Raw genomic sequence first — 21,488 nt, 5'->3', positions numbered from 1 at the left:
ACTCAAATGCATAATCCGGGTTAATGGTCGATGCCCCGCGCATGATAATCGTCGCGCTGCGTGTTGGGTCGCCACTGGCCGAAATATTCAGGCCCGGCACTTTTCCCTGCAACAACTGCCCAACATCGGCAATGGCTCCGCGGTTTAGCTCATCAGCTTTCACCGAAGTAACGGCACTTGAAAGATTTTTACGCGAATTCTTTCCATAGCCGATGGCCACCACTTCATCCAGCCCAATCACATCGGCCTGCAAAGTAATTGTCAACTGCCCTTGTCCGTTGTACGTCACTTCTTGCGATCGCATTCCAACAAACGAAATAACCAATACCGGATTGTTTCCCGACACTTCCAGGGTAAAGCGGCCATCCATATCGGTAATGGTTCCGTTGGTTGTGCCTTTCAGAATGATGGTGGCCCCGGGAATTGGATTACCATTTTCATCGGTTACCGTCCCCGAAACCGAAGAACCTGCCTGCACGGAATAAAAATCGTTGGTGGCCGATTCAGGTTTCAAAATAATCTGACGATCGGTAATGGTGTAACGAATGTTTGTGCCTTTAAACACTTCATCCAAAACTTCATCCACCTTTTTGTTGTTCAGCTTGATATCAACTCTGCGCTCCACATCAATAAACTGGTTGCTGTAAAGAAAAAAGAAGTCTGTACTTCGTTCAATCTCCATGAGTACATCTTTCACGGTCGAATTATTCAGATCAATTGAAAGGCGCGTATCCTGAGCATAGGAATTGACAGCCAACGCCTGGCCGATTACGAGAGTCACAAGTAGTGCTGTTAGTTTCATAATTCTTACTAGTTTCTTGACCTGGGGATAAAACCTACCCGGGCCAAACCTTTTACGATTTTTTTCCATAATTTTGTAATGGTTTGAGTTATACAATTTTTATTGAAGAGATTGTTTATTCAACTAGTTTCAAAGGGAGGATGTGCCAGCATCTTCCCTTTTGTATTTATGCTGTTACATAGGCTTTTCTTTTTAGTTTTTTGAAATCGTGTACTTTGGTTTCACCAATACTGCTGTCGAAGTCGATTTCGTGTCATCCTTCCTCAACGACAAATCTGCCGCTTGCGAAATGTAATTCAACACCTGCGGCAGGGTTTCATTTTGCACGGTCATGGTAAAGGGGTGTTCGCCCAGTTTGCCCGTGGGATCGTCCAAAACAATGTCAGCATTGTACCACCGTTCCAGTCGCAATACAACAGACGACAAGGGATCATTTCGAAAAATCAGCTTGCCTTCCGTCCATGAAATATATTTTTCAACATCGGCAGTCCGCTTAACCAACGAACCCATTTCTCTCGCATACAGCAATTGCTCCGACGGGCTTAACGCAACCTCTTGGCCTGAACCGGCAAGCTGGTAGGCAACCGCACCTTCTTCCAACACAACCGATGAAAAATCATCATCAGGAAAGGCCGATACATCGAAGCGGGTGCCAGTTACCTTCACCGTTCCGTCGGTCGTTTTTACGTAGAAAGGATTTTTCTTATCGGATGAAACATGAAAATAGGCTTCTCCAACCAGCTCGACCTGACGATTGCGCCTGGTAAATTTTGCCGGATATTTCAACGTTGTTCCGGCATTTTGCCACACTTCGGTGCCATCGGGCAGGGTCGTTTTCAAGGTTGAGCCGAGCGGCGTTTCGAGGGTAATCATGGTATCGGATCCACTGTAGGTTCCATTCTGATAAACCATCCAAAGCGAACCAATTAAAAGCGGAATAAACAAAATGGCTGCCGCACGAACGGCGTAATTGGTCAGGCGTTTCAGCAAGCCCTTCTTGCTTTTACCGCCATCAATGCGCATTTGCTGATGAATGGCATGCAGCATTTTACCCAACTCTTTCTCATCCAGTTGTTGCTGAAACGAAGGTGTATTCTGCCAATGTTCATACAACAGCAGCTCAATCTGATTTCGGTAATCTTCGCGATGAAACAATTGAATCAACTCATCCAACTCCGGTTCGGTGCAGGTGTTATTCAAGTATTTCTGAATCAATGAAATTATTTTCTGCTTGCTCTCCATAAATCATTCTCAAAAAAAGTGACCGGTTTATCCCGCCGTTAACTTGTGCTTTTCGGAAGGTATTACGCAAAAACGCAAACTACCCCCCAAAAAGAATTCATTTTTTTTTTGAAATATCCTTGTGGAGATCAAGCAGAAATGCTGGATTTCGAGAGATTCAAGACAAATAAGAAAAAATGCTAATGTTTTTCCTCGGGTTCAATGTAGGGGATGGTAAAGCGGAACGTGGCGCCTTGCCCTTCCTCGCTCTCCACCCAAATCAGGCCGTCGTTCTTTTCAACAAACTCGCGGCAAATCACCAACCCCAATCCGCTGCCCGTTTCACCGGCGGTGCCGGCGGTCGTGGTGTTCTCTTCGTAGTTGAAGAAATTGTGCTGCTTTTCAGCATCAATTCCAACGCCCTGGTCAATGACAGAAATCTGGATGCTTTGACCAATCTTTTTTCCTTCGATCCGAATGACCGTGTTGGGGTATGAAAATTTGATGGAATTAAAAACCAGGTTTCGAATGACCGTGGCAATCATGTCTTTATCGGCAAATACCATCAGCTCATGATCAATATCGACCTCAATCGTTTGGGATTTTGCAGCCAGGTTTGGATTGGCCAGGCTGACCACATTATCAACAATTCGCTTTAAGTTGAAGAATGTTTTGTACACTTTGATGCGGTTGGTTTGTGAACGTGTCCAGTACAGTAAGTTCTCAAGCAGGGCAAAACCTTGCTCGGTGGCATCGTTCAGGTCGGTAATAATCTGGCTCAGTTCCTCCTTGGTAAATGAGTCGAAATCAGATCGCAGTAAGCTGGTATAACTCACCAAAGCATTAAACGGATTCTTTAAATCGTGTGCAATAATGGAGAAAAAACGGTCTTTGGCCACATTCAGCTTTTTCAGTTCGCGGGTTTTTTCGTGTAACTCCCGGGCCAACAGTTTTTCTTTTCGCAGCAAAACAAAAAGCACGATTAAAAATGGAATCACCAGAAAAAGAATCACATACAGGTACACCTGCATATTTTTTGTGCTGCTTAATAATTGGCGTTGCAACCGATTTTCCTGCTGTAGCTCAAGGATCTCGCGCTGTTTCTTTTCAGCCTGGTATTGCGCTTCGAGCTTACGAATCATGTGATCCTGCCGCTCCGAGCTTAAACTATCGTAAACCTCATTGTACTTGCTGTAGTAGTCGAAGGCATTTTTGTAATCTTGCACTTCTTCATAATAGATCGACAGATTGCCATAAATATCTCCCTGAAAAGCATACAGATTCAGCTTGGCTGCTATTTCCAGCGCTTCGTGAAAATACGCCAACGCTTTCGGGTATTGTTTTTGGTCGAGATACACCAGCCCCATGTTATTCTTCGCGAAAGCAACACCACCCAAATCACCGGCCTTTTCATATAAATCAAGCGCCTGCTGATAATATGCCAGACTTTCGTCGTAATTTTTTAAATCGTAGGCCAAGGTTCCCTGGTTGTTTAACACATGGACCATTGATGAGCTGTCGTTTAATTTTTCAGCGAGTTGATAGGCGCGGTCGTAGTTTTTACGGGCCAGCTCATACTTTTTCAGATTTTGATAGCTGATTCCCAGGTTCAGATGCGAACCGATCAGCCCTTGCTCGTTATTGCTCAAACTGTCAATCCGGTACGACTCGGCGTAAAACGAAAGCGCGCGGTCAAAATCCTCCATCTCATCAAAAATCATCCCCAGGTTGTTGTAGAGTTTGGCGGTTTGCCTCGTGTTGGGCTTCTTATCCAACAAATTTAAGCCCTTGTAAAAATGATCTGTTGCTCGCTCAAAATCGCCAATATTGTAGTTCGCCAGCCCCAGGTAGTTGTAAATATTCACAACGAGCGAATCATTTTTTTGGCTGGTGGCACTGTCCAATGCCTCTTGCAAACAGCTAAGCACAAAATCATGGTAATTAATGGAATCCAGGTACTGGTCAGAAATGTCAATCAGCAAGGCCAATCGGTTGGTTTTATTCTCTTTCAGCACCGCTTTCAACGAGTCCAGCTTGGTCGTCTGCGCAAAAACAGAGCCCAACGTAACGAAAAACAGCACCAAAGAAATCAATTTCTTAAATCTCATGAACCACTAAATGAACCGATTTGAACGCAAATATAAAACAAAACAGGCAAGAAAATGCGAATTTATTACACGAAGCATATGACCGTAAAAAATATGTAAGCGAAAAATGGTTTTCCGACATCGGAAGCTTTTCTTTAACAGGCTAAAATTCTTTGAAATACAACAGATATTCCGTAATTCTGTTAGCAAAATAAACACCTTAATTTTGTGAAAATATGAAAACGCAATCAGCTCAAACTTTCATTGATCGTGAAGCACGATTTGGGGCACACAACTACCATCCACTACCGGTAGTTTTGGAGCGCGGCGAAGGCATTTATGTGTGGGATGTAGAAGGCAACCGCTACATGGATTTTTTAGCGGCCTACTCGGCGGTAAACCAGGGACACTGCCATCCGAAAATTGTTGATGCCCTGACAAAACAGGCCGAAACCCTGGCCTTAACATCACGTGCATTTTACAACAATGTGCTGGGCGAATGGGAAGAGTATATGTGTAAGCTCCTGGGCTACGATAAAATGCTGCCGATGAACTCGGGCGCCGAAGCCGACGAAACCGCCCTCAAATTAACACGGAAGTGGGCATACAAAGTGAAAGGCATTCCGCGCAACGAAGCCAAAATTGTGGTTTGCAACGGAAACTTCCACGGACGCACCATCACCATTGTCTCCATGTCGTCAGATCCGGATGCCTACAACGATTACGGCCCCTATACGCCGGGCTTTGTCAACATTCCGTACAATGATCTCGAGGCTTTAGACCAGGCGCTGAAAGATCCCAATGTAGCTGGTTTTTTGGTGGAGCCCATTCAGGCCGAAGCCGGTGTTTATGTGCCGGAAGACGGATTTCTTAAAAAGGCCTCGGAACTCTGCAAAAAGCACCGGGTGTTGTTCGTGGCCGACGAAGTACAAACCGGATTGGCCCGAACCGGCAGAATGCTGGCTTGCGACCACGAAGGCGTTCGTCCCGATATCCTGATTTTGGGCAAAGCCATTTCGGGCGGCATGTTCCCTGTATCATGTGTCTTGGCAGATGACGAAATCATGATGACCATCAAGCCCGGAGAGCATGGCTCAACCTATGGCGGCAACCCCATTGCCGGAAAGGTGGCGATGGCGGCCATGAATGTCATTGTCGATGAAAAGCTGTCTGAAAACGCCGAAACAATGGGTAAGCTATTTCGGAGTGAAATGGAAAAAATTGATTCGGAAATGATTGAAATTGTACGTGGAAAAGGCTTGCTGAATGCCATAGCCATTAAACCCATAAAGGGGAAAACGGCCTGGGATGTTTGTCTGGCTTTGAAAGAAAATGGCGTTTTGGCCAAACCAACCCACGAGCACATCATCCGGTTTACACCGCCGCTCATTATCAACGAAGCACAGATGATGGAGGCCATTGGGCGGATTAAGAAAACCTTTGATGAGTTTGGGTTCTAACATAAAAAAGAATGGAGCCAAACCTGCTTGGGTTTGGCTCCATCAACAGAGCTAAGGTCGTTGACCTACTATCATTTATCAGGTCTCGGAACGCCTGTCGGGATAAAAGTACCAACCCGATCATGGCTTCTTTGAACTCAAGTATCGTTCAAAACGAATTACCGATTTGCTTTTTTCTCCCTCTTTTCAGCTTTTCGTTCTTTAGGCGTTTTAAGAGGTTCCTTTTTTTCGCTTTTCTTAGCGTCATGTGATTTTGCCATAACTTTGCTTTTTAAAAGGTTAATTTTAGAAATGTAGATTGAATGCACGCGGACGTTCAATCGTTTGTAAAATTACATTTTTATTCGATCGTAAAGAGCCATTGCCTATAATTCTTTCTTATAAAACTTTTCGCGCTGATCGCCAGCTCATCAGCGTCGCATCACTTTAATTTTAAGTCCCGAATCACTGTCGGCAATCAATTCGGCTAAGCGTCTTTTTCGGGTAGTCTCCTGTTTGGCAGCCATCACCCAGTTAATGGCTGCCTTTTGGTACGAAGGAGCAAGCGTTTCGAAGAAATCCCAAGCCTTATTGTTGGCGCGAAATTGCTTTTCAAATGCCTCCGACAGGCGGGGCGCTTGGCGTTCAATACTGTAAATTTCCGATCGACTTTCCTTTCGGATTTGAAAGGCCGCTAATCCCGCCGGTCGCATCAGCCCGAGCTTGGTTAATTGATCCACTTTCCTGATGTTGACGGCACTCCAGTGGCTGTTCGCACGGCGTGGCGTAAACCGATTCATGTAGCGTTCCTGGTCAATTGACTTCCGGATTCCATCGATCCAACCAAAACAAATGGCCTGGTCAACCGACTCGCTCCAGCTCATGCTCTTTTTCCCGCTTTTTACCTTGTAATAACCAACCAGTACTTCGCTGGCAGTTTTGTGGTTTTCCTCGAGCCAGCGCCTGAATTCGGCAGCCGATTCAAAAAATATCGGTTGATTGGTCGTTTTCATTTTCGCCTTCGTTTGAATCCTCTATAAACAGGCAATTTGCTTGAATTGTTTGTCCAGGGGTTCTGTCTCGACTTGAGCTTACCTTTTACACCAAATCCTAATTCGCCAACTTAATTTCAACCAGTTGCTGGATGTCGGGCAGCTTTCGTTCATCGCGTACATCAATTTGTATTCCGCGTCCTTCAGCATAAACACGCGCCTGTAGCAATTCCTGTTTTATTTCGGGAGCCACCGTGCTTGCTAAAACCTGGTCAGTGGCTTTTTGCCCAAACACGAAAGCTACCTTAAAGTATCCTTGGCGGGGCAGCAAATAAGCAATGGCCCTGCGCTTATCCTTGATCCGAAAATTCCAGCCATAATTTTTTCCCGAATAGGTCCACTGCTCCACCCCAGCGGGGTATTTTCCCAGAATAAACATCCGGATCTGCTTCCAAAGTTCATAAGTTTCGCCCAGCGGAGCAACCAAATCATCGGGATTTGGCTGTCGGGCTTTGTCGGTAAAAATGCTGATCGACATTGTCGTTTATTACTTGTAGCGGGCAGCAGTACTACAACTCAATCTTAGCGCCCATCACCTTCAAAAACTCCCGTATAAAAGCTGGGTGTGCGGGCCAGGCCGGTGAAGTAACCAGCTTACCATCAACAAAAGCGCCATCGACCGGAATATCCTGGTATTCGCCACCAGCCAGCGTGACTTCGGGGCCAACGGCAGGATAGCAGGTGAGCTTGCGGCCTTTCACTACGCCGGCAGCAGTTAATAGCTGAATGCCGTGGCAAATAGCGGCCACAGGCTTGTCTGCTTCAAAAAAGTGTTTGACAATTTCAATGACTTTTGAATTGAGCCGCAAATACTCCGGTGCCCTTCCTCCGGCAATGACCAGCCCATCGTACTGCGTGGCATCAACATCAGCAAAACTGTAGTTCAAGGAAAACAAATGCCCAGGTTTCTCGGAATAAGTTTGGTCGCCTTCAAAATCGTGGATAGCCGTTTTTACCGTTTGTCCTTTCTTCTTGTCGGGACAAACAGCATGCACTTCGTAACCTACCATAAGCAGCATTTGGAAGGGTACCATGGTTTCGTAATCTTCGGTAAAATCACCGGTTAAGAACAAAATTTTCTTCATTGGTTTGTGGTTTTAAGGGTTAAAGAAATGGTGAGCCAGGCGAACAGAAAAAATTTAAACTGGCCAGAAAGCGCCAGTTGCAAGCCGCCTGTCCACCGGACAAAAAAGCTTCGATACCAAATTTACCACTTTCATTTCAGAAATGCACAGCCACACCTGTGCATTAAACCGAAGGATTTTTTAACTGACGGGAGTCATGGCTGAAGAAGAACGGACTGGTTCGGAGCTTCCGCTCACCGGATAAACAGCCCGTCGGCAAAATGGGTAAGCAGGCCCATTCCTATTCTTCGGTCAGCAAAAGCGACGGAATACCCTCCAGTCCATCTACTGCAACTTCGAAGTTCTTTTTGTAGTTCAGTATAAATAGGCCCCGGTTCATGTAACCACCGCCTCGACTTACTTTATCGAAGTAAAATTCGGACTGATTTAACGCCACGTGATGGTAGGGCAAACAATCAGTAAAATCTTTCCCATATTGAAATAAGGCCGACATGAAATAAAAAGCTACATCGTATCCCTGAAAGCTGAACTGGTTGGGTTCGGCAGCGAAATTACGCCGGAAATTCCTAACAAAACGGTTGGTCAGTGGCGCCCGGTAATCGACAAAATACGGGTTCAGCACATGCATGTTACTGTGGTGAAAATACTCGGGTTGAATACTGTTGTACCGCTGAAAGTTCGACAGGCCGACCAAGGTGACCGGGAAATCTTCGGATAGTGAGTTGATGTTGGAAACCGCCACACTCACTTGTGCTTCGGTTGCCGATGGAATGATAAAGACATTCTCGCGCGTCTTGCTCAAAATACGCCGCAGTCCCCAGTAACCTTCAGCAAGAAAATTATACTCATGAAACCGGACATCGCGGTCGGCTTCAGAAAATCCGGCTGAGAAAAATTTCTCACGACACAAATTAACCAGGGTGGCTTCGGGCAAATGCTTGTACTCGCCCATTTCCAGCACAATCAGGTTTTTGTTGAAATATTCCTCTCCAACGTAGTCGGCCGTTTCACGCACCAGGTAGTCTTTGGTTGGATTGATTTTGAAATAATACGGACTGTTGTCTTCGAAACTCCCGGAGGCAGACAGGGGCGAAACCATTGGAATGCGGTTGGCATTGGCAAAGCTGACCACCGGCCCTTGTAACTCTGGATACACCGGGCCAATAATCAGGTCCATATTCTGAAACACATTCAGCCTCACAATTGAATCGACCACCGCCTGTTCCTGGTTGGTATCGAATACGTGTAGCTGTAAGTTCATGCCGGCGCGCTGCAAACTATCTACGGCCAGCAACACCCCTTCATAAAAATGAATGAAGTTCTCGGAACGGGGATAAACCGTTTCCAGCTCGCGAACCACCACAGTATCGTCAGGCAATTCATCGGGGTTGGAAACCCTGCTCATAAAATCTTCGTCCAACAGCATTTCCTCCCTGGTCATGCGTACCTGGTTGATGGTATCGTTAGCCGCCAGATACAGGGGCAGCAGCAGCGCTACATTGTATTTCCCGGCCGAAGCACTGAAATTTGGCTGACAGCCCTCGGGCCGTTCCATGGCCGAAACCTGGAGCGCAAAGTCGTTCCGATTAAAGCGTGGTTGCTGAATTTTATCGTCCTCGCCAGTTGCCATCTCCCGTTGTTCCTCCGTCACCAATTGCGGCTCCACCTCCGTTTGCTTCGGAATCAAAACTGTCTCTCCGGCCATCAGTCCGCGGTAACCCAGCACTGGATTGCTTTTTTTTATGGCAGCAATGCTCACGTTATAGGTGTTGGAAAGACTGTAAAGCGTTTCGCCACCGCCGACGGTGTGTTTATTAAAGGCCGCTTCATTGACCGGTTCTGCCTGAATATCCGGCACCTCGGTTGAAACAGGTACCCGAATACGTAAACCAGCCTGCAAGCCATGCGCCAGGGCGGGATTGTACTTTTCCAGCTCATCGCGAGCGACATTATATTTTCGTTCCAGACTCCAGAATGTTTCCCCCGACTCAACCAAGTGCGTGAAAAAACCATCGGCTGGCCGCATTAACAGCTCGGACGAAAGCTCCGCTTCCGGAATGGTGAGTTCCATGCCAATGCGCAGCCCGTCTTTCACCTGCGGGTTGGCTTTTACCAAGTCGGCAATCGGGCGGTTATATTTCTTTGAAATGGAATACAGGGTCTCGTCGCCAACTACTTTGTGCTTTTGGATACCTGATACAGATTGCGGCTCTGCAACCAAAGCACGCTGTTCTCTCTTCGCTTCTCGAATTCGCTTCAAATCATCGGCATCCGGAATCAGCAGCGTCTGGCCTCTTTCCAGTCCTTTTCCTTCCAGCTGCGGATTGTATTTCAGAATATCCTCAACGGTAACATTGAAGTCTTTGGCAATAAAATGAAGCCCATCACGACGCTTGACTTTATAGGTTTTAAACGAAGGCAGTTCATCGGGTTGTGCCGAAGCCACGGCTTGTTGCTGTGGAGCTTCTTTCTTTTCAGTTTCGGCTACCGGTATTTTCAGTTCCTGGCCGGTTTTCAAACCAAAAATTAAATCCGGGTTGGCATTCAGCAATTCCCGTTGCTCCACCGAATAGGCTTTGCTGAGCGAAAAAATGGTTTCCCCTTTTTCAACCACATGAATCTGGTAGGTTTTGCCATCCTCCTGAATGCGACGTTCCTGAGCCTGTAAGCCAAGCGTATAAAAAAACACCAAAAGGGTGATGATCAAGCGTGTCTTCATTATTTTTTAAATTCGATTTAAGAAACCAGCAAGCATGCCGCTTCCTGAGTTGACTCCGCAAAAATAAGGTTTATCAACCGATGTACACCCCAAGAACGTGTTAAAAAGTTTTTAATTGTCTAATTCGCCATGTAGCTTTTAGAAGTCTTTTTGTGTGAAATATTTCATAAACTGGGCGCGTTCGTACAGGGCAACATGCTTGTCGCGAATGGCCAATTTCCCTTTAAAGTCGTCAATTTTATCGTAGCCTTTTGCATCCATCCAGGTGGCAATTTCCTGGTTCATGCCGGCTATTGCCTCTGTTCCGCCATTGTACAATACCGAAGCAACCTGAACAGCCGACGCTCCGGCCAGCAGAAATTTAATTGCCGTTTCTGCTGAATGAATTCCTCCGGTAGCTGCCAGCGGACAGCTCGTTTGTGACGAGAGTATTCCGGTCCAGCGCAAAGGCAGCAGATAATCGGAAGCATGGCTCAGCACATCAGCCGAGATCATCTTCTCATTTTGAATGTCAATATCGGGCGAATAAAAACGGTTGAACAAGCTAATGCCGGCAATTCCGGTTTCAGAAAGTGCTTTGATCATCGCGGCCAGGTTTGAAAAATAATGGCTGATTTTGATTGTAACCGGAATGGAAACCACCTCCAGCACTTTTTTCACGGTATTGAAATAAAATTGCTCGTTGGCTTCCCCGCTTTTTTCAAGGTTGGCGGGCAACAAAAACAAGTTCAGCTCCAGGGCGTCGACTCCGGCTTCTTCCAGTTTCTTTGAAAACAGCACCCAGTCCGACTGGCTGATACAACTCACGCTGGCCACAATGGGCACTTCCACAGCTTGTTTTGCTTGCCGGATCAAACCGGTATAATCTTTCAGATTTTCATCTTTAATAATGTAGTCGAAATAATCCAGATATTCCGGATCGGGCTCCAGCGCTTTTCGCTGCGACAATTCTTCCTGCAACTGGGTGTCAATTTCCTCTTCATACAGCGATTTCAGGACGATCGCTCCGGCTCCGGCTTTGGCCAGTTTCTTAATTTGTTCCAAGTCACCAGTCATGCTGCAGCTGGCGGCAATGACAGGACTTTTTAATTCTAATCCGAAAAATTGAGTTGCTAAATTAGCCATATGCTTGATTTTTTGATTCTGGATACTGGATGCTTGATGCTCGATGCTTGATACTGGATGATAAACAGCTAACTGAGCTCAATCTGCGTTTTTAATCGCTGATGGTTCGCTTACTAAATTATTCTGTTTTGTTTGCAGATACTGGTGCATGCCTGCTGCCGCTTTGCGCCCGTCGCCCATGGCTAAAATCACGGTTGCACCACCACGAACGATATCGCCACCGGCAAACAAATCGGGAATGGAGCTTTGCATGGTTTCAGGATCCACTTCAATGGTTCCCCAACGGCTGACTTTCAGCTCGGGCAACTCCGAAGGGACCAGCGGATTTGGCGACACGCCGATGGCCACGACCACCACATCGACAGGGATGTCGTATTCCGAGCCTTCCACCACCACCGGGCGACGGCGACCGGAAGCATCAGGTTCACCCAGCTCCATCTTTTGAAGCCGCATGCGGTTCACCCGTCCGTTTTCGTCAGCAAAATATTCAATCGGGTTGTTCAGGTTCAAAAATTCGATGCCTTCTTCTTCGGCATGCAGCACCTCTTCGACCCTGGCCGGCATTTCCTCGCGCGACCGGCGATAGACAATCATGGCCCGCTCAGCGCCTAAGCGCTTGGCTGTGCGCACCGAATCCATGGCGGTGTTGCCACCGCCAATCACAGCAATATTTTTACCCCGGAGAACCGGCGTATCAAACTCACTTTTGGCTGCGTTCATCAGGTTCACGCGGGTCAGGTATTCGTTGGAAGAAAGTATTCCGTTGAAATTCTCGCCCGGAATATTCATGAATCGCGGCAGTCCGGCTCCACTGGCCACAAAAAAGGCGTGAAAACCTTCTTCTTTCAAATCATCAAACGACGCCGTTCGGCCGACAATAAAATTGCGCTCGAACTTAACGCCCATCTTTTCAAGACTGGCAAGCTCTACATCAACTACCCGGTTGGGCAAACGAAACTCAGGAATCCCATATTTCAGCACCCCGCCCACTTCGTGAAGCGCTTCGAAAACGGTGACGTCGTAACCCAGTTTGGCCATGTCGCCGGCAAACGACAAAGACGCCGGCCCCGAGCCAATAGCAGCCACCTTGATATTATTTTTTTCTGCCGTTTCGGGCACTGAAATGCTTCCACTGTTTTGCTCAAAATCGGCGGCAAAGCGTTCGAGATACCCAATGGCAACCGGTTCTTTTTTCAGTTTCAGTGTGTAAAAACACTGCGCTTCGCATTGCTTTTCCTGTGGACAAACACGCCCGCACACCGCTGGCAAGGCGGACGTTTCCTTGAGGGTCTTGGCTGCTTCGTGCATTTCGCCCCGTTCGATATTTTTTATGAACTTCGGAATGTTGATGCTCACCGGGCAACCTTCAATGCAGGTTGGATTCACACAATCCATGCAACGCGAAGCTTCCGTTATCGCACTGGCTTCATCCAGGCCTAGGTTTACCTCCCGATCCTGGTATTGGATTCGCTCGATTGGATCGAGCCCGGGCATTTGTACCCGCTCAATCGTTGTGCGTTCTTTATTTTTTAGCTTGGTTCGCAGTTCGACTCGCCATTCTTTTTCACGTTCTATTTTCAGGTATTCTTCCATTTCGTTTTCGATTTCAAATTCCGGTGGTTTACTTCTTCAACAGTTGGCTTCAACTTCATTCAAACACCACACCCAACCCCCAATGAGTAATGACCAATTATCCAATCACACGCTCCCAAGCTTCCTTCTCTTCATTTTTATATCCACCCAAGCGAAGAATCAGCTCGTCGAAATCAATTTGGTGTGCGTTAAACTCAGGTCCATCAATACAGGTAAATTTGGTCTCACCGCCAACACTGGCACGACAAGCGCCGCACATGCCGGTTCCGTCAACCATAATCGCATTCAGGCTAGCTTGAGTGGGTATATTATATTTTTGAGTCAGCAAGGCGGTAAACTTCATCATCACAGCCGGGCCAATCGCGATGCACTCATCCACCTGTTCACGCTGAATGACCTGTTCGGCACCCGTTGTTACCAGCCCCTTGTTTCCGTAGGAGCCGTCGTCGGTCATGATAATCACTTCGTCCGACCACTGCCGGATTTCCTTTTCCAAAATAATCAAATCCTTGCTCCGGGCTGCCAGCACCGTAACCACTCGGTTGCCTGCTTTTTTAAACCCTTCAACAATGGGCAATAAAGGAGCAATCCCCACGCCGCCGCCGCAAGCCAAAACAGTTCCCACCTTGTGGATATGCGTTGCCTTTCCGAGCGGCCCAACCAAATCCAGTATCTGATCACCCGGGTTCATTTCGCACAAACGGGTTGAACTAATCCCAACTTTCTGCACCACCAATGAGATGGTTCCGGCGCCTTTGTCGGCCTGTGCAATCGTCAAGGGAATACGTTCTCCCTGTTCATCAATCCTCAAAATAATGAAGTGTCCGGGCTTTCGTGAACGAGCAATCCGTGGAGCGTGAACAACCAACTTCACAACCTTTTCAGAGAACTGTTCTTTTTGAACGATTTGATACATGCTTAATCAATATTTTAAAATGAGCCATAAATTCGGCAAGCCAAAAATAACAATGTCTTGGCAACGACAAGCCTCTGATGACGCTTTTGGGCTTATTTATATTCATTCTTAAAAAGCAAACGGAGCTGATTTTTACGCCAGTTTGAACTTATTGTAAAATCTAAATTGAAAACGATCGGTTGGTTCAAAATTCAATTATATTTGAGGTTCGGTTTTTTCAAACGTCGGCTTGTTTGCCGCTCACTTTTTTAATCAGGTTTTCAATTCATGGCACACGAATTTATTATCGGGCTAACCGAACATCGAACATTTGGCAATCTGTTTCAGGCTTTTTTAATTGAAAAAAAGCGCTCATTTTACTCCATTGTCAAGTTGGTGAAGTTGCACGATCTCGATGGCTTGAACCTGACCGAAAAAGAAACAGAACTGGTAAAACTCACCAACCAGTACAGCGACGAAACGCTGGTGAAAAAATTCTCGAAGCAAAAAGAAGCCGGCAAGTTTTTTCAGGAAATGGACCAATCACTTTTCCAGGAGCATATCAGCCCTTATATTGACCGGCACATGCGGCAAATTGCCCTTTTACTGATGCAGCAAAACACCCGGCTGTTTTTTAAGCAGGCCAAATACTCGAACCTGTACGAAGAAGATTTGATTCAAGTGCCGGAACAGTTTTCGAAAGCCACCTTTTGTTTTGAACGAACCAACGAAGGAACCCGGTATTCGCTCGAAATCAAACACGCCGGCGAACCCATTAAAATATTGCACAAAAAGCTGACGATCGTTACCAGCCAACCGTGCAGTTTTGTGTGGCAAAACAAGCTGTACCTGTTTCAGCACATCAGCGCCAAAAAACTAACTCCGTTTTTGGAGAAAGAAGTGGTGGCCATTCCCAAAGCCGTTGAAGAAAAATACTTCAACAGCTTTGTGCTAAATATCGTAAAAAACTACCCGGTGCGGGCCACAGGTTTTTCCATTGAAGAACGAACCAGCGACAAGCAGGCGCTTTTATCACTTGAACCCAATTTAAAGCTCGAAGCGGTTTTTCTTCCCAAGTTTAAATACGGCCAAACAGAATACCTGCCCAACAACAAGTCGTCGGTGTTCGTTGCCCTGGATCATGCAGGTGACCACTATTCCTTTAGAAAGTACGTCCGCGATCAGCAGTGGGAAAGCCAGCTTTTGAATCTTCTGAAACAAATGGGATTGGAAGATCGAAACGGCAATTTCCAGCCCAAAGGCGTTGATGTACTCGACCCCACTGACCGCTTGTTTGAAATGCTGCAATGGGTCAACAAAAACAAAAACCAGCTGCAAGAGGCGGGGTTTGAGCTGCAGCAAAACCAGTTTGAGAAACGGTACTCCACCGAGAACCAAGACTTGCAGGTAGAAATTAAGACCAAAGAAGACTGGTTTGATATTTATGCAAAAGTCCGCTTTGGCGACCACGAAATCCCTTTTATCAAGCTCAAGCGAAATATTTTAAACGGCATTCGCGAATTTGAACTCCCGAATGGTGAAGTGGCCATTTTGCCCAAAGAATGGTTTGCCGAATACGAAGACCTGCTCCCTTTTGTGAAGCAGGACGGGCATACCATGAAACTTAAAAAATACCACTACCAACTTCTGAAAAAGCGGCTTCAGGGAATCGACAAAAGTTTTTTTCAGCGGCTGGACAAAATCAGTGAGTCCGCCTCCGATCCGGTTGCCGTGCCAGCCAACATTCAAGCCAAATTGCGTGCCTATCAGGAAGAGGGTTTTTCGTGGATGTACCGTTTGTACGAGCACCAGTTTGGTGGCTGTCTGGCCGACGACATGGGACTGGGGAAAACTTTGCAAACCCTGACCTTGCTGTTGAAACTAAAACGATTGAAAAAGCAAATTGTCATTCCAAAAACAGTTTCAAACGACAATCAATTGTCGATGTTTTCGGAACCAGAAGAACCCGAAAATGAACCTTCGCAGGCGGCAACGCTGATTGTAATGCCCACTTCGCTGGTTCACAACTGGGAAAATGAAATCAAAAAATTTACACCCGCGCTAAAAGCCTACAAATACGTAGGTGTTCAGCGAAAAAAATCGCTCGACTTAAAAGGCATCATTTCGTACTACGACATTATCTTGACCACCTACGGCACCATTCGCAACGATTATGAGCTGCTAAAAGAACACGAGTTTTTTTACCTGATTTTGGATGAAAGCCAAAACATTAAAAATTCGGGTTCGAAAACCTACCAGACCATCACCAAGCTGAAAGCCAAACACCGGCTGGTGCTAACGGGCACGCCCATTGAAAATTCGCTGTCGGACTTATGGTCGCAAATCAATTTTTTAAATAAAGGCCTGTTGGGCAACCAAGCCTATTTTAAGCGCGAATTCATTACGCCCATCGAAAAAAAGAACGACCCCGAAAAGCAAGCCAAGCTGCAAACCCTCATCCGGCCCTTTGTTTTGCGACGCAAAAAGGAAGAAGTGGCCCGCGACTTGCCGTCGCTGACCGAGCAAATTCGTTTCTGCGGCATGTCGAAAGAACAGCAGACGACTTACGAAAAAGAGAAGTCAATTATTCGCAACAACATCCTGCAAAATATTGAGAAGGAAGGGATAAAAAAGTCGGCCATTGTTGTTCTGCAGGGCCTGACCAAACTCCGCCAACTGGCGAACCACCCCTCCATGCTGAATGACGATGATGAAGCGGAATCGGGTAAGTTTGATGAAATTTTTCGCAGCCTGAAAAGTTTGATGGCCGAAAACCACAAGGTGCTGATTTTCTCTTCCTTTGTGAAACACCTGGAACTTCTGAAGCAAAAAATTGAATCGGAGAAGTGGAAATATTCGATCTTAACCGGCCAAACCACCAAACGCGAAGCGGTGATTAAAAACTTTCAGGAAGATGCCGAAAACCGGATTTTCCTGATCTCGCTGAAAGCAGGCGGCGTTGGACTCAACCTCACCTCGGCCGACTACGTGTTTATTATTGACCCCTGGTGGAACCCAGCCGCCGAAAACCAGGCCATTAACCGGGCACACCGCATTGGACAAGACAAAAAAGTGTTTGTCTATCGGTTCATTACCGAAGGTTCAATCGAAGAAAAGATCCAATTACTAAAAGAGCGAAAATCGTCACTTGCCGAGAAATTTGTCAACTCCAACAACCCATTTCAGGAAATTACGCAAAAAGAGATTATCAATCTACTGAGTTAATTTTGCTTCCCGATTGTAATAAAATGAACCATGAACAAACTCATGATCAAAAAAAATAAAATAGTGGTAGTTTCGCTGCCTTCAAATCTGAAAAAAAAATCATCGATGAAAATAGCCCGTTTGACCTTTCTTTTTTGCCTGCTAAGCAGCCTGGCTTTTGCACAAAAACAACCACTAACGCTTGAAGATGCCGTATTTGGCAAGTCGGGCCACCTGCGTGCCGAAAAACCACAAGGACTGGCCTGGAGAAACAACCAGCATTTTGTCCGGGTAGAAAATGACACCCTTTTTCAGTACCCCGCAGGCAAAGGCCAAAAAAAGGTGTTGCTCACAAAAAATAAATTGGAACAAGCGGCATCGTTGAGCGGAAAGCTGACCTATTCAAGTTTTCCGGGTTTTTCGTTTGTCAATGAGAATACCATCCGCTTCCGAAAAAGTCAGCAAGTCGTTTTTTTCAATTTGGAAGAAAAGAAAGTCGAAACTCATCTTGAAATTCCAGATCAGGCTGAGAATCTGGATTTTTACGACGACCAAAAAACCGTAGCCTACACCAAAGGGCAAAACCTGTTTATTTTGAATGAAACAGGTGAACAGCAAATTACCTTCGACGATGCCGACGGAATTTTGAACGGCCAATACGTTCACCGGCGCGAATTCGGCATCACCAAAGGAACTTTCTGGTCATCGACTGGAAAAAAGTTGGCCTTTTACCGCAAAGATGAAAGCATGGTGAAAGATTATCCGCTGGTAAACTACATGACACGCCAGGCGGAACACACGCCTGTAAAATACCCCATGGCCGGTATGACCAGCCACCAGGTAACCGTAGGAATTTTTGATCTGGAAACCGGTGAAACCAGCTTTTTGAATACCGGCAAGCCGGATGACCATTACCTGACCAACATCAGCTGGGGCCCAAACAATGAATTGATCTACCTGGCCGAGCTGAACCGCGGACAGGATCACATGCAACTCAACCAATACGATGTAGCCACAGGGCAGAAATTAAAAACCTTGTTTGAAGAAAAAAGCGAAACGTATGTGGAACCGCAGCATCCGCTGGTTTTCTCACAAAAAAATAAGGACGAATTTTATTACCGGTCTCGAAAAGATGGCTGGTTTCACCTGTACTTATACAACACCGAAGGCAAGCAGCTCAAACAAATTACCAAAGGCGATTGGGAGGTGACGGAATTTTACGGAACCGACGACCAGTTCGTGTACATTCAGGCAACAAAGGAAAGCCCCACCGAGCGCCATTTGTACCGGGTTAAAATATCCAATGGCGAAATGATCCGAATTGATGGCGATGCCGGAACCCATAGCGGACAATTTTCTCCCGACAAAAAAATAGTCCTGGATAATTGGCAGGCTTTTGATGTTCCGCACCAAACCGATTTACGGGCAAGCAACGGTAAATTGATTCAAACCATTCATGCAGCACACGATCCTGCTTCAGCCTATCAATTTGGGAAAAATAAAATCCTCACAATCAAAGCGGCCGATGGCAAAACCGATTTATTTTGCCGGATGATTTTGCCGCCCAATTTCGATTCGACTAAAAAATACCCGGCCATCATCTACGTTTATGGTGGTCCGCACTTGCAGCTGATCAACAACACCTGGCACAACAGTGTGAGCTGGTGGCAGTATTACATGGCGCAAAACGGCTACATTTTATTCACCGTCGATAGCCGCGGATCAGCCAACCGCGGTGCAGCCTTTGAAAATATCATCCATCGAAATTTGGGCCTTGCCGAAACTGCTGATCAGGTAAAAGGCGCCGACTACTTAAAAAATCTGCCCTACGTGGATGCTGACCGTATTGGCGTGCATGGCTGGAGCTACGGCGGATTTATGACCCTAAACCTGATGTTGCGCCATCCTGAAACTTTTAAGGTCGGCGTTTCCGGCGGTCCGGTTGTCGACTGGAGCATGTACGAAGTAATGTATGGCGAGCGCTATATGGATACGCCGCAGGAAAACCCAAATGGTTACGCGGAATCCAACATGATTAATCATGTTGATAAGCTGGATGGTAAGCTGTTGATCATTCACGGGGCACAGGACGAAACAGTGGTGATGCAGCACAGCATGAAGTTTTTACGCGAATGTGTCCGGCAAAACAAGGCGGTTGATTTTTTCGCTTACCCAACACACGAACACAACGTGAGTGGCCAGGATCGGATTCACTTGATGCAGAAGATCAGCCAGTACTTTTTCGATTATTTGTAAAACTTATTCGAACCGAAGCACATCAGGCTTTCGCGCCTGGAAGCTGTAAAACTGGCTTTTTGTCCGCTCGCTAAAATCAGCGCCAAAACCACCCACATCAGCCGGATGATTCGGGAACCAGGACAATCGCAGCTGCAAAGTCTGAAACACCAGGTTTTCGTTACGAATACGGACACCAGCACCAATGCCGGCGTAATAGTCTTCGTTGAATATGAGATGATGGTTGGATCCAATGATGCCAAGATCGGCAAATCCGAAAAAAGCGAAATTAAAATCGAGCACATGTTTTGGTGGAAACAGTACAGACTCCAAACTTAAAACCAGGCGCTGTTTTCCGGCTGCCTCCCTGCTCCTGAATCCGCGAATCCCATTATCGCGGTACAACAAAAGGTTTTCCACGTCAAAACGACGAATCCCCAGAACATAGCTCAGCTTCACAAACTGACGAAACCCCTTATTACCAACTGAATACAAGCGAGAAATGTAATTGGTATTGATTTCGAGTTGCCCTTGCTCAAAGCGATTCGAATCAAAGAATCCGCCAAATCCTGCCGAAGCTTGTAAATAGGAAGGCTTATAACGAACGAAGTTTCCGGAGGAAAAATACAAATGGGAATACCAACGTTTGTTGAATTCGTTATCATCGTAACCAACCACCCACTCATGCAGAAATCCTTTTGGAATATCTTCTGTAATTCCGAAGCTGTAAATTAAATGATCTCGCACGTAAGATCGTTTTGACAAGCTCAGGCTGGCCAGGTAAAACTTCGAATCAGCGAAAAATTGGTTGTTCATTGGATCAGGTGCCGGGCGTTTAAAAAAATCATAATACCTCATTCTGCCCGACAAAACCAGCTGCTTATTCCGGTAAGGAGTATCTTTATGTAACTGAAAAGCATAGCCACTCCACAAATCCCAATACCGATAATCCAATTCAAAATCAATCAACACAGGCACATCTTCAATTAAACGATCGGCCCGTGTCCATCGCGAAAGAGTCAGCCCACCGCCCCACTTGGTAGTTGCCCGCAAAAATTCTTTATCAAACACCAGGGTCGTGCCTTCACGCCGGTAGGTATTGGCATATCCAAGGGCGATATTCACAAAATTGCCGCCGATGTTGTTAATGCTGTAGAAACCTTCGAATCCAACATAGGGCACCTCTTCGGCATGGCCCACAATGGCAGCCGATATTTGATGCCCGGCGCCCCACATATTTTGGTTATACATTTCCAGGGTGGCGGCTTTCAATCCGTTAATGTTACCTCCAACTCCAAAAGAAAATACGTCTTTGGTCAAGACCGTCACATGAACAAATTCCTGGTTCAATGAATCCTGATCGACCCAAAAACGAACATCTTTAATAAACGGAAGCCGGCGGATGATCCGCTCATTGTCCAGCAAATACTCAACATTCAGGCTATCACCGGGCTGTACCAAAATATTCTTCCGAATAATGCGCTCATTGGTTTGGGTATGAAGTTTATTGGCCATTTGCCCGAGCCAACTGTGGCTCGTTCGGGCCGTGTCAGCAAACGATGGCCCAATAATGTCGAGCTGGCGAACCCGCACAGAAGCGATGGTCTTTCCTTCCAACGCATTCATGCGCGAAAGCTCCTTCTCAATCAGCAGCTGGTTCTCGCTTCCTTTCCCCGAAACAAGGTTGTCGTACATTAGCCGCGTAATCCCGCTGCGGTACGCCTTGTGCTTTAAACTGTCGTAAAACTGTTCCGACGATGACGAACGATTGAAAACGGAATCAATAGATTGCTCCTGTGCATACGCCACGTGCATCAACAGACACAAACCAACTGCTATGATCCATTTAAACTTCCGCTTCACAAAATTTTCAATTTAAATCTTTTACCTAACAACAAACGTTAAAAACATGCGGTTGATTATCTTTCAAAAATGAATCTACCTTTTACCAACCGAAACATACTTGATACATTGCCTTTAAATTACACTAAAAAATGACATGGCGCTAAACCCCGAAATTTTTTTAGATAA

The 21,488-nt window shown here is 46.2% G+C and carries 14 protein-coding genes; 3 read left to right on the top strand and 11 right to left on the bottom strand.

What is annotated here, in order from left to right:
• From NC99_RS20885 to NC99_RS20875, 3 genes are all read right to left on the bottom strand, one after another.
• A partial coding sequence (locus NC99_RS20885) for an STN domain-containing protein (protein ID WP_162231276.1) occupies positions 1 to 802 on the bottom strand: 802 nt, incomplete at its 3' end.
• Positions 803 to 994: 192 nt separating this feature from the next.
• A complete protein-coding gene (locus NC99_RS20880; protein ID WP_162231275.1) occupies positions 995 to 2,017 on the bottom strand; it encodes a FecR family protein in 1,023 nt (340 codons plus the stop codon).
• A gap of 206 nt (positions 2,018 to 2,223) precedes the next feature.
• On the bottom strand, positions 2,224 to 4,131 hold the full coding sequence (locus NC99_RS20875) for an ATP-binding protein (protein ID WP_053188736.1): 1,908 nt from the start codon (positions 4,129 to 4,131) through the stop codon (positions 2,224 to 2,226).
• Positions 4,132 to 4,346: 215 nt separating this feature from the next.
• On the opposite strand from NC99_RS20875, the gene rocD reads away from it, so the two are divergent.
• The gene (rocD, locus tag NC99_RS20870; RefSeq protein WP_053188733.1) at positions 4,347 to 5,570 is read left to right on the top strand and encodes an ornithine--oxo-acid transaminase; all 1,224 of its coding nucleotides are present in this window, start codon (positions 4,347 to 4,349) and stop codon (positions 5,568 to 5,570) included.
• A 410-nt stretch (positions 5,571 to 5,980) separates the two neighbouring features.
• Here rocD and NC99_RS20865 read toward each other — a convergent pair whose 3' ends face one another.
• The 7 genes from NC99_RS20865 to NC99_RS20835 form a co-directional block, all read right to left on the bottom strand.
• A complete protein-coding gene (locus tag NC99_RS20865) occupies positions 5,981 to 6,562 on the bottom strand; it encodes a YdeI/OmpD-associated family protein (protein ID WP_053188730.1) in 582 nt (193 codons plus the stop codon).
• 97 nt (positions 6,563 to 6,659) lie between these two features.
• On the bottom strand, positions 6,660 to 7,079 hold the full coding sequence (locus tag NC99_RS20860; protein ID WP_053188724.1) for a DUF3788 domain-containing protein: 420 nt from the start codon (positions 7,077 to 7,079) through the stop codon (positions 6,660 to 6,662).
• 31 nt (positions 7,080 to 7,110) lie between these two features.
• Positions 7,111 to 7,686, bottom strand: coding sequence for a DJ-1/PfpI family protein (locus tag NC99_RS20855; RefSeq protein ID WP_053188720.1), 576 nt, complete (start codon positions 7,684 to 7,686; stop codon positions 7,111 to 7,113).
• Between the two features lie 280 nt (positions 7,687 to 7,966).
• On the bottom strand, positions 7,967 to 10,405 hold the full coding sequence (locus NC99_RS20850) for a PBP1 and LysM peptidoglycan-binding domain-containing protein (RefSeq protein ID WP_053188717.1): 2,439 nt from the start codon (positions 10,403 to 10,405) through the stop codon (positions 7,967 to 7,969).
• A 138-nt stretch (positions 10,406 to 10,543) separates the two neighbouring features.
• Positions 10,544 to 11,530 carry a dihydroorotate dehydrogenase-like protein gene (locus tag NC99_RS20845; protein ID WP_082326624.1) on the bottom strand — a complete coding sequence of 329 codons (987 nt, stop codon included), beginning with the start codon at positions 11,528 to 11,530 and terminating at the stop codon, positions 10,544 to 10,546.
• Positions 11,531 to 11,608: 78 nt separating this feature from the next.
• Positions 11,609 to 13,123, bottom strand: a complete 1,515-nt coding sequence (gene gltA / locus NC99_RS20840; protein ID WP_053188710.1) for an NADPH-dependent glutamate synthase — start codon at positions 13,121 to 13,123, stop codon at positions 11,609 to 11,611.
• A 97-nt stretch (positions 13,124 to 13,220) separates the two neighbouring features.
• The gene (locus tag NC99_RS20835) at positions 13,221 to 14,039 is read right to left on the bottom strand and encodes a sulfide/dihydroorotate dehydrogenase-like FAD/NAD-binding protein (RefSeq protein ID WP_053188705.1); all 819 of its coding nucleotides are present in this window, start codon (positions 14,037 to 14,039) and stop codon (positions 13,221 to 13,223) included.
• Positions 14,040 to 14,306: 267 nt separating this feature from the next.
• On the opposite strand from NC99_RS20835, the gene NC99_RS20830 reads away from it, so the two are divergent.
• Together NC99_RS20830 and NC99_RS20825 are read left to right on the top strand one after the other, a co-directional pair.
• Positions 14,307 to 17,243: a DEAD/DEAH box helicase gene (locus tag NC99_RS20830; protein WP_053188701.1), complete on the top strand. Its 2,937-nt coding sequence runs from the start codon at positions 14,307 to 14,309 to the stop codon at positions 17,241 to 17,243.
• Positions 17,244 to 17,348: 105 nt separating this feature from the next.
• Positions 17,349 to 19,478 carry a S9 family peptidase gene (locus NC99_RS20825; protein ID WP_053188746.1) on the top strand — a complete coding sequence of 710 codons (2,130 nt, stop codon included), beginning with the start codon at positions 17,349 to 17,351 and terminating at the stop codon, positions 19,476 to 19,478.
• Between the two features lie 3 nt (positions 19,479 to 19,481).
• Here the strand turns inward: NC99_RS20825 and NC99_RS20820 are convergent, their stop codons facing one another.
• Positions 19,482 to 21,320, bottom strand: a complete 1,839-nt coding sequence (locus NC99_RS20820) for a BamA/TamA family outer membrane protein (RefSeq protein ID WP_157625124.1) — start codon at positions 21,318 to 21,320, stop codon at positions 19,482 to 19,484.
• Positions 21,321 to 21,488 lie beyond the last annotated feature (168 nt).

Source organism: Sunxiuqinia dokdonensis, assembly GCF_001270965.1.
Taxonomy (GTDB): domain Bacteria; phylum Bacteroidota; class Bacteroidia; order Bacteroidales; family Prolixibacteraceae; genus Sunxiuqinia; species Sunxiuqinia dokdonensis.
Note: the sequence above shows the minus strand (reverse complement) of the source record. Positions and strands in the feature narration are given on the sequence as shown.

Excerpts from the sequence above, each read along its gene's own strand:
- NC99_RS20875 (WP_053188736.1), bottom strand. The coding sequence starts at position 4,131 with ATGAGATTTAAGAAATTGATTTCTTTGGTGCTGTTTTTCGTTACGTTG.
- rocD (WP_053188733.1), top strand. The coding sequence starts at position 4,347 with ATGAAAACGCAATCAGCTCAAACTTTCATTGATCGTGAAGCACGATTT.
- NC99_RS20865 (WP_053188730.1), bottom strand. The coding sequence starts at position 6,562 with ATGAAAACGACCAATCAACCGATATTTTTTGAATCGGCTGCCGAATTC.
- NC99_RS20860 (WP_053188724.1), bottom strand. The coding sequence starts at position 7,079 with ATGTCGATCAGCATTTTTACCGACAAAGCCCGACAGCCAAATCCCGAT.
- NC99_RS20855 (WP_053188720.1), bottom strand. The coding sequence starts at position 7,686 with ATGAAGAAAATTTTGTTCTTAACCGGTGATTTTACCGAAGATTACGAA.
- NC99_RS20850 (WP_053188717.1), bottom strand. The coding sequence starts at position 10,405 with ATGAAGACACGCTTGATCATCACCCTTTTGGTGTTTTTTTATACGCTT.
- NC99_RS20845 (WP_082326624.1), bottom strand. The coding sequence starts at position 11,530 with ATGGCTAATTTAGCAACTCAATTTTTCGGATTAGAATTAAAAAGTCCT.
- gltA (WP_053188710.1), bottom strand. The coding sequence starts at position 13,123 with ATGGAAGAATACCTGAAAATAGAACGTGAAAAAGAATGGCGAGTCGAA.
- NC99_RS20835 (WP_053188705.1), bottom strand. The coding sequence starts at position 14,039 with ATGTATCAAATCGTTCAAAAAGAACAGTTCTCTGAAAAGGTTGTGAAG.
- NC99_RS20830 (WP_053188701.1), top strand. The coding sequence starts at position 14,307 with ATGGCACACGAATTTATTATCGGGCTAACCGAACATCGAACATTTGGC.
- NC99_RS20825 (WP_053188746.1), top strand. The coding sequence starts at position 17,349 with ATGAAAATAGCCCGTTTGACCTTTCTTTTTTGCCTGCTAAGCAGCCTG.